This is a genomic window from Sphingomonas sp. RIT328 (genome assembly GCF_000632225.1).
Lineage (GTDB): Bacteria > Pseudomonadota > Alphaproteobacteria > Sphingomonadales > Sphingomonadaceae > Sphingomonas > Sphingomonas kyungheensis.
Map to the genome: position 1 here is coordinate 1 of NZ_JFYV01000031.1, position 14,579 is coordinate 14,579.

Sequence of the window (14,579 nt, forward strand, 5' to 3'; positions counted from 1 at the left end):
GGCGGTGGCGGTGGTGGCAGCGACATCGTTGTCACTGGTCGACGGCTGCCTCCACCTGCGCCACCACCGCTGCCATCTAGCTGGCCCGCTGGTGTTAGCATCACCTCTGTAGGCGCTCCTCGCAATGATGATATCGTTGTAACGGGACGCCGGCTGCCAAAGAATAAGCCGCAGGACAACAAGCCCCAGAAAGTTCACGGACCGTGGACCTATGGAAATTATTGTGGCGCGGGCGGATCCGGTACGCCCAAGGACAAACTGGATGCCGCATGTAAGGCGCACGATGACTGCTATAGTACGAATGGGTTAACTGTGGGATCCAACTTCAGCCTATTCCCCAACACCAAGTTGCAACAATGCAACCAACGCCTCTGCGACGCCGCTAAAGGACAAGGCTCTGCAGGTTATCAAATTCGCACTTACTTTAAAAATGCTCCAATGCCATACAACGCTTGCAGGTGGGATCGCTAGATGTTAGATAAATCCCGGATATCGATAATAGCGTTTGCCTTTATAGTTGGGCTAGTCGTACCTTTTATTACATCAGTCGTATCAGTAATGATATCATTCAAAATAGGATCAATAATTACCGCGTTACTAGTCCCCCTCTCTTCAATTAGTGGAATTCCAGATTCTTTGATTACGGTGGTAAATGCATTAATTTACTCGGTCGTTGCATTGTTGGCGATGTTGCTTCGAAGGTAAGACGCGTTACCTTCTCGCTGGGGCGTCCCACATGGCCGGCCGGCATCTTCTAAAATGCCGGCCGGCGTCCTATCTTCGGGTAAGGACCGGCTCAGCGCACCAGCGTATCGACAGCCTCCTGGCCCTTGGTCGTCCTAAGATTGTCGACCTGCTGGCGCAGGCGCGTTTCCAGTTCCGATGCCGTCACGCCAAAGGTCGGGGGCGGGCGACTGCCAAGCGTCCGCACGCTGCTGACCGCAATGACCGTGTGCTTTTCCATTTTCCTGCGTCGCTTCCTCGGCAGTCCTGCCCGCCGCACGGGCGACCTGCGCGGCGCGCGCACCCCAAGCGCTCAATGTCTCTTGGATGCGGCTCTGGGTCTCGCCGAACGAGCGGCGCCCTTGCCGATCGCGGCGTCAGGATTCTGGACGGACACGGCGAGATAGCCGTTGCCGTTTACGTCTATGGTGCCGAAGCCTGGGTAAATTTTAGCGAGTTCCAGATGGTCGATGATGTCCAGGTCGATGACCCTGTTGGCAAGCATGCCGGTGTCCTCTGCGTGTTGGCGATGTAGGGACAGTGCCGAGAACGGCAGAAGACCGCGAATAAATTAATGTGGACGATCTCTGGATGAAAAAATATCGCTGGCAAGTCGAATAGTTGATAGGGGTCTCCGACGCTGAACACCGGACAAAAACTCGCCACCGTGGTAACGCCTGATCGTACCATTAGTTATGTGCCTCATACTTATCTAAAAGCGGGCCCTTGTCTGATCATTTTAGGAACCACCTCACGAGCATCTGCACGGCTCGCCGGTGGTGCATACAGGATTGATCCAGCTGACTTGAGTCTGTCCGCTACTACCGCCTCCTTTTAGGAAATGATCCGCCGATGTCGCAATCGCAGTGATGAGTTGCTAGTTTGCAGCTCGCCCCGATTTGTATGAAAGATTTGGGTTGGGCATCAGCAGATCTCCGCGGTCGCTAAGTTTCTAAGTTTCGCGACAGCACTCCCGATGCTCAACATTTCTCGTGCATCGCTGTCGCAAAAATCTGTTGCTTATCTTGTTGTTCTAATACAGTTTTGCGACATGCTAATCGGCTACACTCCTGTGTCCACCGACGACCACGATCCCCGGCTGGCGTAGCGTTGCTGTTTGACGTTGCTAAATTGTCGACGCAGCATCGCAAGGCCCGATCCCCGGGTGGAGGATGCCCAATGCGTAAGCTCGTGTTCGCCGCAGTCAGCGTAGGTCTTCTTGCTTCTGCCACCCCCTCGATCGCTGCGTCCTGCCGCGATGCGAAGGGCAAGTTCATCAAGTGCCCCGACAAGGCTCCGGTAAAGGCGACCCGCTGTAAAGCCGCTAATGGGAAGTTCGCGAAGTGCGGCACGCCGGGAGCAAAGCCCGTCTAACGGCAGCCACCTGCGTCAGTCGCACCACGCCTGATTTGGACAGTGCGGCTGGCCAGACAGCAGGACAGCGCAACTTACCATTAATACACCTTCATCACCCTAGTTCGTCTGTCGATTATGCCTAGGAGTGATGGCCGACGCCTTTTGTCATTATCCGATGAGCGGTCGGTCTGCAACCGCTGCCAAGGGCTCAGGCATGTCACGTGGCCGTTCGCCGCTGCTTCCACTTAGATCCTGGGGCAGGATAGATCGGGACGACCGCACCTTTGATCTTCGTCTGAGAACACGCGGCATCCCGTGACATACTCGCCATGATCCGCCCGGTCGGCTAAACGTTGATTATGCCAAGGCTTATCTATGAACGCGCCACGGAAGAGCGGCACCGCACCCGCCGGAACGGTCGCCGAAAACACGAATGGATGATGGGTGATCATCCCCGGGTCGTGGAAGGCACGAAGACGCGTCGATTAATCGCGTTGATGCGTACTCCACACCCCTCCCCGGCGGAACGCCTCTCTCAATCGGTCGTCGAAAACACGAACGTAGCCAGTAAAATGACCAAAACGGTCGGCGAAAGCACGAACTCACGACGTTCACGCCGTGGCGTGCTGCCTCTGCAACCAGCTCCTGGCTTCGGATTCGTGCTTTCGCCGACCGTTCGTCTTTCGAAAAAGGCAGAATACGCATGAGCGGGGAAGCAACCCCGCAAGGCGATCTTTTCTCGCTCGACAGCCCGCTGCTCGCGGAGGTCCGGGGTGAACGATCGCTGATGGCTTTCCCGTTCTTCGCGCTGAGCAAGGGGAAGTGGACGAAACCCCTCTCCTATCGGACCGAACAGGTATCGATTGAGATCCTCGCCACGCCAAAAGGCGTCGCGACCATCTATGATAAAGAGGTTCTTCTTTATATCGCGAGCATTATGGTCGCCAAGCTAGAAGCTGGCGCACAGGTATCGCAGGACTTCTACTTTACGGCGCATGATCTATTTCGGGTTACTGGCATAAGCGGATCAGCTCGTTCTTATGAGCGATTGTCCGATGCACTGGAACGGTTGCAAGGCACCCAGATCAAGACTAATATAGAAGCGGGCGGAGAAGGCGCGTCTGGCTATTTTTCTTGGCTATCAGAGGCGCAACTGCATTACTCTACGACACGAAAGGGTGAGAGGCGGCTAAAAGCAGTCAAAGTCAGGCTTTGCGACTGGCTATATCGGGCGATCCTACGTGATCGCGAGGTCCTTGATTATTCTTCCGCCTATTTCCAATTAGGTCCGGTCGAACGACGGCTCTACGAAGTAGCACGGTCGGCGTGCGGGCGCGATCCGATCAGCGTGAATATCGAGGAGTTGCGTCTACAGCTCGGCTATCAAAGCTCCCTGAAGCACTTCCGCTTCGAGCTCAAACGGATTGCGGACGCGGGCACCATCCCGGACTTCTCGCTCGACCTGGAGGACGCGGCCGCGTCCCCGGGCGCGATCCGGCAGCGGCGCAACGCTGGCGCATCCCGCGTCCGAATCACGCCCAGGCCCGCAACGGTTGAGCACGCAGAGGACGTCCAAAGCACCGATTCGGTAACGTGATTCGCGCGTAAAGGACCAAACGGTCGGCGAAAGCACGAAAGACGGTCGTCGAAAACACGAATGGCGGTCGTCGAAAGCACGAACCGGCGAAAACTATTCGCTAATTAAGACAATGATTTTGCCGAACGGTCGGCGATAGCACGAATCATCAGCGTTTCGTTGCTCCATCTAAGCAGGCATATTGTTGCAATCCGATGGCGCGGGGCGATCGGTGAAGCAGGAGCGTGGTAGTGACCACATAAAGAGAAGCCCGGCACGAAGGCCGGGCGTCCCAAAAACGTCGTTATGTGAGCGATGCCGGCAAGCATCGTACCAACAAGCGAATACTCACATAGCCGTTTCCGCTTTCCGGATCAAGGACGCGCGTTTCGCGCCACACCCTCTTTTTGCCTCGGTCGCTGCCCCCAAGGGAACGAGAGATGGCACTAGCAATTGCGGACGCTGTGCGGACCGCGCTGGACGGCATGCGTCCGAAGCAGATGCGCGCCCAATCGGGCGCGTCGCATCGAACCGGCGCAGCCGTGCGCCGTGATAGCCTTGAGGCCGGCACGTTCGAAGACGTGTTCTTTGCTGCTCCCGCCTCCGGCGAAACGGATCGTCTGCTGCGCGCCGCCCGAGCCGCGCTTGATGCCGGACGACGTATCAGTGTTGCGGCGCGCGCGGCACGGCGGGCGCTCACCTCGTCCGAAGCACTGATCGCTCGGCTCAAGGCCTCCACCGTGCGTGTGTTCGAAGAGTTGCTGACGCTCGCCCGGCTCAACGGTGGGCGCGTTTATCCGAGCTACAACTACCTCGCCGAGCGAACCGGTCTCGGCCGCGCCACCGTGGCGCGCGCGATCCGCGACCTGGAGGCTACGGGCTTCATCGCCAAGCAGCGACGGTTCGAACGGGTTGAGCAAGACGGCATAGGGCCGCGCTACAAGCAAACGTCCAACGCCTATCGGCCGCTGTTGCCGAGGCACGTGCTCGCTTTACTGCCGCGCTGGATGCGCCCTGCGCCCCTCCCCGTCGATGTCGAGCAGCATCAGGCCGAGCGGGGCGAGGAGCACGCCGGCATGCTTGCCACTCTCTCGAGCAAGGAACTTGCTCAGGCGATCACCGCTGGCCCGCTTGGGAAGGCGCTCGCCGCGCTTGGCGCCGCGCTTGATCGAGGGCGAGGTGTACCGGAGAGCGAGTCTCGAATTGATCCTCAACCGCTAAAGGATTCTTATATCCACGGCATAATTGGAGTTGGCCTAGTCGGCCAACGACCTAACGCCTGACGGCAAGATTGCTGGAAACAACCTCAATCATCCAACCCGACACGCTCGCTGCCAACCAAGGAGCGCCGGCAAGCCGGCGCAATGCTCCCTAGAAGGAGCAAGCGGCTTCTGGCGTCTTTCGATCACACCCGACATCGTCCGCGGAATACAGCGAGCGGTGACGGTTTTCTGGGATCGTTCGATCCCGACCTCCTGGACTATCCTATGAGACCGCCATGAACCGGGTGGTCTGGGCATACGCGTCGGCCAACCGGTTGTTCGAGCTTGGCTCTCATCTTCGGGGGTTTCCACGCCCCGCTACGATGATGATGTCGGAGCCGCGGGCTCGTCAGCACTGGCGAGCGCCACCGTGGCTGCCGGCCCGCCGCGGCGCGCCCCCCACCTCCGCCGCGGCGGCTCAGCCACGAGGAGCCCCCGCATGAATGTCACACTTATCATTGCCATTGGTATTGTCTTCCTTTTCCTCTCCGTCGGGTTAAAGCTCGCCACCACGCGACAGACCGGCCGCTCCGGGCCGGCGCCCGTGGCCAAGCCGTTTCTCAGCGCGCGCGAGGCCGCCATGCTCGACGTGCTCGAGCAGCTCCTTCCCCACTGCCGGATCCACGCCCAGGTCGCCATGGGCGCGCTGCTCGAGGCTCCACGCGTCGCGGGGCGCAAACGCCGTCCCGCCGATCGCAACGCCTTCGCCCAGAAGATCGTCGACTTCGTCGCCCAGGATCGTACCACCGGCGCCATCCTTGCGCTGATCGAGGTCGACGATCGCAGCCATAAGGCGGCACGCGACCTCGCGCGCGATGCCATGACCAGCAAAGCCGGCTATCGTACCGTCCGCATCCCCGCCGGCACCAAGCCGACGCTCGCCGCAGTTGAAGCGGTGTTCGCTGCGGCATTGCCAGCGCGTGACGTGTTAGCGCGCGGGCAGCTCGTCGCGGTGGTCGCTCCACAGAATGGCTAAGTCAGCCAGCTAGCATCGTGCGCGCCAGTCCTCACGCGCGGCGCTTACGTCGGCGATCGTCGCCGAGCCGGAAGCCCGGTCATCCGACCACCGTCCGCAGCACGGCAAGGAAGCGGTCATTCTCTACCGGTAGCCCAATCGTCACCCGCACCCAATCGTCAAGCGGCGCAAACGGCCGGGCGATCTCGATGCCTGCCGCCGCTGCCGCCGCACGGATGCGAGCGGCCTCCGGTGTACGGAAGAAGACGAAGTTCCCGCGAGCATCGGTGTAGCGCAGCGACAGCGCATCGAGCGCCGCTTGAAGCCGGCGTCGCTCACTCGCCGTCCGGTTGCGCACCGTCGCCACGTGAGCCTGGTCCCCCAGCGCCGCGCTCGCAGCAACAAGCGCGGGACGCGACAAGGAATGCGGCGCGCCGATCCCTGCCTGCCGCAGCGCTGCCGCCAATGGCGCCTGCGCGACGGCGTAACCGATCGAAAGGCCGGCAAGCCCGTAGATCTTGGCGAGGGTACGGAAGACGAGCACGTCGCGCCCGTCTCGAACGTGCCGGATCGCCGACAGGCCGGCGAGGTCGTCATATTCGAGATACGCCTCGTCCACCACGGCGAGCGTTCGGCGGGACACTTCGACCAGAAAGGCATGCCACGCTTCCGTCTCGGTCACCGTGCCGGAAGGATTGTGCGGGTTGACCAGCGACACCGCCAACGTGTCCTCGCCGACCGCGCGGGACAATGCCGGCAGATCGTTCTCGAGCCGCGCATCCAGCGGCACGGGTCTGCCCCGGCCACCGAGCGGTGCCGCGGCATCGATCAGCGCGGTATAGCCGGGCGCCGAGAAGACGATCTCGCCGCCGCCCGGCCGGCGCCGCGCCAGGAACAGGCCGAGCGCTTCCAGCACCTCGCCGATCACGACCTGCTCCGGTGCGACACCTTCAAGGGTGGCGATCTGCCGGGTAAGCGCATCCACCTCTGCCGGCTCGACATAGCGCTCGACGCCGAGCGCCGCTGCGCGGATCGCCGGCGCGACCGTCGGCGACGGCCCCCACGCATTCTCGTTCAGCGACAGACGTGTACGCGCCGGCAGGCCGGCTCCGGTCGCAGGCGTCGCGGCCACCGCCACGCCCATCGCGATCCACTCGCGCCGGTTGAGCAGCGCTGCCATCAGAATTTTACCCCGGCGCGGGCATAGTAGAAGGCGCCGCTGAAGCCGAAGGGAGAGAACTCGCTATAGGGAAAGGCACCAAACGTGTCCGCTCCGGTCAGCGCCGCGGTCGATCGGATGTTCTCGGTCGGATAGACGTTGAACAGGTTGTTGGCGCCCACCGTCAGCGTCAGGTTGCGGTTGACCTGCCCCGTGAAGCTGAAGTCGGTCACCCATTTCGGCTCCAGCTGCTGGATCACGTCGACATTGCCCTGCGTCCCGGACTCGGTGGGTAGCGTGTGATAGGGCGTCGACCCTTGCGCAACCAGCGCGATGGTGGCGGGGGTCTGGTTGGTCAGCGCCACCTGTTCGACCCGGCCATAGCGGGTGGCGCGCGCATCGAACGTAACCGGACCGGTTCGGAATGTCGCCCCCAGCGCTACCTTGGGGTCGGTACATAGAACGGACCCAGATATACGCTAAGCGCCGACAGGTCTGCTTGGGTGTCCGAAAACACCCGTTTGTCGTGCATCCAGGATGGCGACAGGGTTTTCCGCCGTAATCTACGCCTTCTGGGACAAGGGCGTCGTCCCGGCACGGTCTGCCGAACGACAGCTACTGCCAGATCCGGCCGCTCGTGGGCGATGTCCCGTCCTACTATGGCGCAAATCTGGTAGAGTGCGGTCAGACAGGTTTCAGGAAGGAGATGGCGATCGCGGGCGGTCCCAAAAAGGATGGCGTTTTGAGAATGCCGATGCGTACCTACCGCCGCTGCAACCCGATCACGTCCAACAGCGCATCCGCGGCTTTCGTGCGATAGCGTTCCTTATGCCGCAGCCCGAAGAAGGGGCGAGGAGCGAATGTGATCGGTGCGACGTGCAACAGACCTGCCTTGATGGCCGGGTCGACCACTAGCGCCGACAGGACAGCAACGTCCGCCCCAGCCTCCACGGCCGTTCGGTCGCTTTCATTAGACGGCATCGTCAGCGCCACGTCGAGGGCAGCCGGATCGACTCCCAAGCTGCGCAACTCGCTATTCAACGTCGATCGCGTGCCTGATCCAGGCTCCCGTTGCCCCCAGCGTGCTCGTCGCAGCCATGTCACGTCGATGTCGGCGTCGCCGAAAGGCTGTGCTCCGACGAGCAACAGCCGGTCTTCGCCGATCGGCCAATGCGCCAACGCCGGGTTGTCGATCTCGCCCTCGACAATACCCAGATCGGCCTTGCCGTCATAGACGCGTGCCGCGGCCTGCCCGGTGTTGCCGATCGACAGTTCGATACTAATCGCCGGATAGCGCTCATGGAAAGCCGCAAGGATGGGCGGCAACCAGTAGGCGGCGATGGTCTGGCTGGCGACGAGGCGCAGCGTGCCCCGCTTCAGCCCGCCAAGCTCCTCCAGCACCGTCTCGGCCGCGTCGGCCCGCGCAAGAACTCCGCGAGCCTCGGTCAGGAACAGCCGTCCGGCCTCTGTCAGAGCGATGCCGCGCCCGACGCGGTGGAAGAGCTTGGTTGCGTGTCGCTCCTCAAGCGAGGCGATGGCTGCGGAAGCCTCTGACTGCGTGACGTTTAAGGCCGCGCCGCGACGGTCATATGCTTGCGCTCGGCCACGCCGACGAAGATGCGCAGTTGCTCCAGTGTCACACCGCACCTGATATAGAAACCGATCACGATTGACGATCGGAATGACAACAAGGCTAAGTTGGAGCGATCGGTAGGCAGGGTTTAGATCGTGCGACGGAAGGAACACCGCCGTGGCCAGTTTTGCCTATCCCGATCGTATATTCCCTACCGTCCAGACTAGCAGATTGCCCGCGCTGCTGCCCGGCGTCGGCCTCTGCCTCGCCGTCACCGGCTCGGCCTACGCGCTGGAGGCGGGCGAGCGCGCACTGGCCGGCAAGGCGTGGCTGGAGGCGCTGGTGCTCGCCATCCTGATCGGCACCGCCGTGCGCAGCCTGTGGACCCCGGATGAAAGGTGGCACGAAGGCATCGCATTCAGCGCCAAATACTTACTGGAGGTGGCGGTCGTCCTGCTCGGTGCTTCGGTCAGTGCCGCGACCATCTTGGCGGCCGGGCTGCCGCTCCTCGCCGGTATCGCCGGCGTGGTCGTGAGCGCAATCCTGCTCAGCTTTGGGATCGGCCGATTGCTCGGCTTGCCGACGCGGATGGCGCTGCTGGTGGCTTGCGGCAATTCAATCTGCGGCAACTCCGCCATCGCGGCCGTGGCACCGGTAATCGGCGCCGACAGCGACGACGTAGCTGCCTCGATCGCGTTCACGGCGGTACTGGGTGTGGTGGTAGTGCTTGGCCTGCCACTGCTCGGGATTGCGCTCGGCATGGGCGGGCTCGCCTTCGGGGCGCTCGCCGGGCTCACTGTCTATGCCGTGCCGCAGGTGATCGCAGCCGCCTCGCCGTTGGGCGCCACCGCCGTGCAGATGGGTACGCTCGTCAAGCTGGTGCGCGTGCTGATGCTCGGGCCGGTGTGCCTTGTTCTGTCGCTGGTGGCGCCTCGTCTCGCGCCGCAGTCGGTTCCCGAAGGCGAGTTCGTCGCCGGTGCGCCTACGGCCAAGCGGATGGACCTCGCCCACCTCGTGCCCTGGTTCATCATCGGCTTCCTCGCACTGGTCGCCTGCCGCTCGCTGGGTCTGGTGCCGACCGTCGCCATCGCGCCGATCGGCCGGAGCGCCACGCTGCTGACCGTCGTTTCCATGGCGGCGCTCGGGCTCGGCGTGGACGTCCGCACCGTCGCCAAGGCCGGGGGCCGCGTGACCATGGCCGTCGTGTTGTCGTTGCTCGGCTTGGCCGCGATCAGCCTGACGCTGCTGGCCGCGCTGCACATCGCATGATCGGGCAAGATAGTGAGGATGAGGCCGAGGCCAAACCGATTGTCAGGCGTTACAATAGCATGAGCGAGCTGATGATAGAGCGGAACCCCGAGCCCTACAACGCCGAGCCGGTGCCCGGCGCCTTGATCGAGCGGTTCTTGACGCCACAGAACCTGTTCTATGTGCGCAGCCATGGGCCCGTGCCGGACCTGCCGGCCGATCACCGGATTGAGGTGGGCGGGATCAGTGTGGGCGAGTGCTCCATCTCGATTGCGGAGTTGAAGGCGCGCTTTCCGGTCCGGACTGTCACGGCTGTGCTTCAGTGCGCCGGCAACCGCCGGACCGATCTCCAACAGGTGGGCAAGACTTCAGGCGATCCGTGGGACATAGGCGCGATCGGCAATGCCGAGTGGACGGGCGTGCGGCTCGCAGACCTGTTGGATGCAGTTGGAGCATCGGACGCGTCCAACCTGTTCGTCTGCTTCACCGGCGCTGACGAGGTGGATGTGGAAGGCGAGGTGGCACCGTTCGGCGTCTCGATCGCTATGACCAAGGCGCGGGCGCCCGACGTGCTGCTCGCCTGGGCGATGAACGGCGAACCGCTGGCATCCGAGCACGGTGCGCCGTTGCGTCTGGTCGTGCCAGGCTATGCTGGCGTGCGTAGCGCCAAGTGGCTGACCCGGATCGAGGTCAAGGACACGCCCTCCGAGGCGCCGATCCAGGCGCACGATTACAAGCTTTTTCCGGCCGACGTGACCAGCGAGACGGCGGACTGGACGCAAGGGCTGACGATCAACGCCATGCCGCTCAACGCCGCGATCTGCTCGCCTGGTTCGGGCGAGAGTCTGCCCGCGGGCAAGGTCCGGATCGAGGGCTATGCCGTCGCCTATGAGCGCGACGTGTCGCGGGTAGAGGTGTCGCTGAACGGCGGTCGAGACTGGCGGCAGGCCGATTTCTCCGACGATCCGGACGGGCAGTGGAGCTGGCAGCGCTGGTCGCTCGATGCGGAACTGCCCAAGGGGCGCCAGCACCTTGTGGTGCGCGCGTTCGACGATGCGGGCCAGGGTCAGCCCGAACTACCCGATACGATGTGGAACTTCGCCGGATACCTCTGCACGGCCTGGCACCACGTCCACGTGCTGGTCGAGTGAATCCGCCGCCTTTGTCGGTCGATCTCGCCTTCTGGGTCGACGCGATCGGCAGGATGATCGTGGCGACGGCGGCCGGCATGACGCTCGGCTGGGAACGGTCACGCGAGAACCGACAGATCATGGGTCTGCGGACGCTGGGGCTGGTCGGGCTCGCGAGTTGCATCGCCGTCCAGGCGATCGTCCACAGCGGCTTGCCGAACGTGAACGCCGATGCAGCAGGTCGAGTGATGCAGGGCATCCTATCCGGCGTCGGCTTCATCGGCGCGGGCGCGGTCCTGCGCGTTGGCAGCGGGCAGGAGGTGCACGGGCTAGCAACGGCGGCGTGCATCTGGGTGTCAGCGACGCTCGGAGCGGCAGCGGGATTGGCGGTGTGGCCACTACTTGTGGGCGGTCTGCTGCTGGCGATGCTAGTGTTGTTCGTCGGCGCACCGCTCGAACGCCGTATCCGCGAACGCGCTCGGCAGACCCCGGCCGAAGCGGACCGGCGGGACGCCGAGCAGAAACCCTGAATAATCCTTGGCGCGAAACGGTGTACCAGTAGTTTTGCAAACGGAGGACTTCATGAGCGATATCGACAAGAAGAAGCCCACCACGCAAGAATCGGCCGAGATTCTGGAGCTGGAGGAGTCGGTCCGCGCCAAAGACAAGGCGAAGGTTGACAACGTCAAGGAAGATGATCGCTCCTGAGCCGGTTGGCGCCGCTAAGCCGGGCTGAAGGAGCGAACGAGAGCGAGGCCGCCGAACAGCGCGAGCACGCCCAGCCCAACCGATCCGACAACATAAAGGGCGGCTTGCCCGACTTCGGCTCTCTCCTAAAGCAAGGCCGCTTCCAGCGAGAAGGTCGAGAAGGTCGTGACGCCGCCCAGCCCGCCGGTGGTGAGGAACAATCGCCATCCCCGGCTCGATCCGCTCCGCAACAGGAACCAGCCGTCCAGCAGACCCATAAGGAATGAGCCGAGCACGTTGATGATGGGCGTTCCGATCGGCAGGTCGGGGCCGAACAGGCGCAGGCTGAGGCCGTTCAGCCCATACCGCAGCATGCCGTCGGAACCAGTCCCGGCGAACATAATCAGGTATGGCCCCATGCCTCAGCCAGCCAGCTCGGCCGTAGACGACTAGGTACATGCCGAGAGAGAAGATCACGACCTGCCACGGCGCGCCGCGCAGCACCTTGCCGGTCTGGATCACGTTGCCCCGCCCCGCGATCACCAGCAGGAGGATTGCACCGGCAGCGGCGACGGCGCTGACCGGCACGCCAAGGGGTTCGAGCAGGAAGAAGCCGGCCAGCAGCAGCGCGAGGATGATCCACCCGGCGCGGAAGGTCGCAACGTCGCGGATCGCTTCTCGGGGCGCGCGCAGCGCCCCCACGTCATAGTCTTCTGGGAGGTCGCGCCGGAAGAACAGCAGCAGCACGCCCAGCGTGGCGGCGATCGATACCAGGTCGACCGGCACCATCACGGACGTGTATGTGCCGAACCCGATCTTGAAGAAGTCGGCTGACACGATGTTGACGAGGTTCGAGACCACCAGCGGCAGGCTGGCCGTGTCGGCGATGAACCCGGCCGCCATGACGAACGCCAGCGTCGCCTTGTCCTTGAACCCCAGCGCGCGCAGCATGGCGATGACGATCGGCGTGAGGATCAGCGCCGCACCATCATTGGCGAACAACGCCGACACCGCCGCGCCGAGCAGCACGATTAGGACGAAGAGCCGGCGCCCATGTCCCCTGCCCCAGCGCGCAACGTGCAGCGCCGCCCATTCGAAGGATCCAGCTTCATCGAGCAACAGGCTTATGACAATGATCGAGACGAATGCAGCCGTCGCGTTCCAGACGATGCCCCAAACGACCGGTACGTCGGACAGCGTGACGACCCCCGCGAGCAGCGCCAAGACGGCCCCGCCTATCGCGCTCCACCCGATTCCGAGCCCCTTGGGCTGCCAGATGACGAGCACGATCGTGACGACGAAGATCAGGACGGCAAGAAGCATCAGGCGATGCGCTGGCCCGAGGCGTCCACCACCTGTTGTCCGTCGTCCTTCGTGAACGCGCCGCGCTGATCGCCCGGCAGCAGATCAAGCACGGCTTCGGACGGCCGGCAGAGCTTCACGCCGAGCGGTGAGACGACTATCGGCCGGTTGATGAGGATCGGGTGCGTCATCATCGCATCCACCAGCGCGTCGTCGGACAGCGACGTGTCGCCCAGGCCGAGCTCCGCATAGGGCGTACCCTTTTCGCGCAGCAGCTCGCGGGGCGTTATGCCGGCGCGGTCGATCAGCTCGACCAGCAGCGCGCGCGAGGGCGGAGTTTTCAGATATTCGACCACGTGCGGTTCGATGCCGGCATTGCGGATCAGGCCGAGCGTGTTGCGCGACGTGCCGCACACGGGGTTGTGATAGATCACGATATCGACGGCCACGGGCGTCCTTTCAGCAGCAGGGGGTGAGTTCGGCGATCAGCGGGGCGCACAGCTCCGCGTTGCCGGCGCAGCAATCCTTGACGAGGAAGAGCGTTAGCGCGCGCAGGCCGTCGAGATCGGCACGATAGATGATCGAGCGGCTATGACGTTCGGATCGCACCAGCCCGCCACGGGCGAGGATGCCGAGGTGTGCGGACATTGTGTTTTGCGGTACGTCGAGCTGACGGGCGATTTTGCCCGCAGCCAAGCCATGCGGTTCGTGCCGCACCAACAGGCGGAACACGTCGAGGCGTGTTCCTTGTGCGAGCGCGCCGAGCGCTGAAATTGCCGTGTTGTTTTCCATATATCCAGAATAGCAGCTATATGGTTCCGGTACAGACGTTGATAGCACCAAGTAGGCAGGCAGTCGGCACCCTACGCTCTTTTCCGAAGTCCCCAACGAGTGGGGCGGGACCCCGCGGGCACGGCTCTATCGGCCCGCTGGGCGTGCCGACCGAGCCATCGTGCCGGCGTCTCGGCCCTGCCGGGTGACGATTATCGCGTAAGGTGTGCCACGTGGCGCACCTGCGAACGCGCAGGCGCGAGCAGTGTTTCGATTGGCGTCGACGCCCTCCCCCAGAGGCCACACCGCACAGCACTTCGCGCGCAGAACCGCGTGTCGTGAGTTGATGGGCTTAGCCTGATCCCCCCGATACGTCGGGCGCAGCCTTCGGATCGGGGTCTTGCGCCTTGCCCTTCGCGGCGCCCGGCTGCTTTGCGCTCATGGCGGTCAGATAAGCGACGATCGCCGGCACGTCGGCTGCGGCGACGGGGGCTTTGTAGACCTCGCGCATCTTGGTGACCTCCGCGGTCCACTGGTCGGCGGAGAGTGGCGGCTGGTTCAGCGCCATGCTCGCCGAATGACACGAGGTGCAGTTCGCATTGATGACGTCGGCATGCGGGCCGGCGGGATATTGCCCTTCGTCGGTTGGGAGATCGACCGAAGTGGACGCCAGCGAGAAGCCGCGCGCCGAGACGCTTGGCGGCGGTGGTGCGGTCGGGGCGGCAGGCGGCGGGGCGACGCGGCTGTTCGGGGCACCAATCGCGAGCAGAAGAACGACGGTCGCGCCGACGAACCCGAACGACAGCGTGCCGATGGAAGGCGTTTTCATGGGGGAGC

The 14,579-nt window shown here is 63.3% G+C and carries 15 protein-coding genes and 2 pseudogenes; 8 read left to right on the forward strand and 9 right to left on the reverse strand.

Annotated features, from left to right (window positions below; genetic code table 11):
* Window positions 1-153: 153 nt before the first annotated feature.
* Window positions 154-471: a phospholipase A2 family protein gene (locus BW41_RS22065; protein WP_443027647.1), complete on the forward strand. Its 318-nt coding sequence runs from the start codon at window positions 154-156 to the stop codon at window positions 469-471.
* A 325-nt stretch (window positions 472-796) separates the two neighbouring features.
* Here BW41_RS22065 and BW41_RS21280 read toward each other — a convergent pair whose 3' ends face one another.
* Window positions 797-964: a hypothetical protein gene (locus BW41_RS21280; protein ID WP_153810805.1), complete on the reverse strand. Its 168-nt coding sequence runs from the start codon at window positions 962-964 to the stop codon at window positions 797-799.
* Between the two features lie 72 nt (window positions 965-1,036).
* Complete coding sequence (locus BW41_RS21020; RefSeq protein WP_152542318.1) at window positions 1,037-1,228, reverse strand: hypothetical protein; 192 nt, start codon at window positions 1,226-1,228, stop codon at window positions 1,037-1,039.
* Between the two features lie 674 nt (window positions 1,229-1,902).
* Here BW41_RS21020 and BW41_RS20630 point away from each other — a divergent pair.
* The 4 genes from BW41_RS20630 to BW41_RS13505 all read left to right on the forward strand — a co-directional run bounded on the left by BW41_RS20630 (window position 1,903) and on the right by BW41_RS13505 (window position 5,893).
* Window positions 1,903-2,097, forward strand: a complete 195-nt coding sequence (locus BW41_RS20630; RefSeq protein ID WP_081793095.1) for a hypothetical protein — start codon at window positions 1,903-1,905, stop codon at window positions 2,095-2,097.
* A 685-nt stretch (window positions 2,098-2,782) separates the two neighbouring features.
* Complete coding sequence (locus BW41_RS13495; RefSeq protein ID WP_037535039.1) at window positions 2,783-3,676, forward strand: replication initiator protein A; 894 nt, start codon at window positions 2,783-2,785, stop codon at window positions 3,674-3,676.
* A gap of 419 nt (window positions 3,677-4,095) precedes the next feature.
* Entirely contained in the window at window positions 4,096-4,938 is an 843-nt protein-coding gene (locus BW41_RS13500; protein ID WP_037535040.1) for a helix-turn-helix domain-containing protein, read from the forward strand.
* Between the two features lie 418 nt (window positions 4,939-5,356).
* Complete coding sequence (locus BW41_RS13505) at window positions 5,357-5,893, forward strand: DUF2726 domain-containing protein (protein ID WP_081793096.1); 537 nt, start codon at window positions 5,357-5,359, stop codon at window positions 5,891-5,893.
* A 79-nt stretch (window positions 5,894-5,972) separates the two neighbouring features.
* On the opposite strand, the gene BW41_RS13510 is transcribed toward BW41_RS13505, so the two are convergent.
* The 3 genes and pseudogenes from BW41_RS13510 to BW41_RS13520 form a co-directional block, all read right to left on the reverse strand.
* Complete coding sequence (locus BW41_RS13510) at window positions 5,973-7,052, reverse strand: pyridoxal phosphate-dependent aminotransferase (protein WP_037535041.1); 1,080 nt, start codon at window positions 7,050-7,052, stop codon at window positions 5,973-5,975.
* On the reverse strand, window positions 7,052-7,396 hold the full coding sequence (locus tag BW41_RS13515; protein ID WP_037535042.1) for a hypothetical protein: 345 nt from the start codon (window positions 7,394-7,396) through the stop codon (window positions 7,052-7,054). Before BW41_RS13515 ends, BW41_RS13510 begins: the two co-directional genes overlap by 1 nt.
* A 397-nt stretch (window positions 7,397-7,793) precedes the next feature.
* A pseudogene (locus BW41_RS13520) lies at window positions 7,794-8,671 on the reverse strand (LysR substrate-binding domain-containing protein).
* A gap of 164 nt (window positions 8,672-8,835) precedes the next feature.
* Here BW41_RS13520 and BW41_RS13525 point away from each other — a divergent pair.
* The 3 genes from BW41_RS13525 to BW41_RS22070 all read left to right on the forward strand — a co-directional run bounded on the left by BW41_RS13525 (window position 8,836) and on the right by BW41_RS22070 (window position 11,512).
* Window positions 8,836-9,873 carry a YeiH family protein gene (locus BW41_RS13525; protein WP_051583497.1) on the forward strand — a complete coding sequence of 346 codons (1,038 nt, stop codon included), beginning with the start codon at window positions 8,836-8,838 and terminating at the stop codon, window positions 9,871-9,873.
* 59 nt (window positions 9,874-9,932) lie between these two features.
* The gene (locus BW41_RS13530) at window positions 9,933-11,003 is read left to right on the forward strand and encodes a sulfite oxidase (RefSeq protein WP_037535043.1); all 1,071 of its coding nucleotides are present in this window, start codon (window positions 9,933-9,935) and stop codon (window positions 11,001-11,003) included.
* A gap of 77 nt (window positions 11,004-11,080) precedes the next feature.
* On the forward strand, window positions 11,081-11,512 hold the full coding sequence (locus tag BW41_RS22070) for an MgtC/SapB family protein (RefSeq protein ID WP_244647492.1): 432 nt from the start codon (window positions 11,081-11,083) through the stop codon (window positions 11,510-11,512).
* A 553-nt stretch (window positions 11,513-12,065) separates the two neighbouring features.
* On the opposite strand, the pseudogene arsB reads toward BW41_RS22070, so the two are convergent.
* From arsB to BW41_RS13560, 4 genes and pseudogenes are all read right to left on the reverse strand, one after another.
* Window positions 12,066-12,992: pseudogene (gene arsB, locus BW41_RS20635) on the reverse strand (arsenical efflux pump membrane protein ArsB); the annotation flags it as partial.
* Window positions 12,992-13,420 (reverse strand): arsenate reductase (glutaredoxin), encoded by a 429-nt coding sequence (arsC, locus tag BW41_RS13550; RefSeq protein ID WP_037535045.1) that lies wholly within the window; start codon window positions 13,418-13,420, stop codon window positions 12,992-12,994. The pseudogene arsB and the gene arsC, both read right to left, overlap by 1 nt.
* Before the next feature lie 10 nt (window positions 13,421-13,430).
* On the reverse strand, window positions 13,431-13,763 hold the full coding sequence (locus BW41_RS13555) for an ArsR/SmtB family transcription factor (protein ID WP_037535046.1): 333 nt from the start codon (window positions 13,761-13,763) through the stop codon (window positions 13,431-13,433).
* Window positions 13,764-14,094: 331 nt separating this feature from the next.
* Complete coding sequence (locus BW41_RS13560) at window positions 14,095-14,571, reverse strand: hypothetical protein (protein ID WP_037535047.1); 477 nt, start codon at window positions 14,569-14,571, stop codon at window positions 14,095-14,097.
* Between the last annotated feature and the right edge of the window lie 8 nt (window positions 14,572-14,579).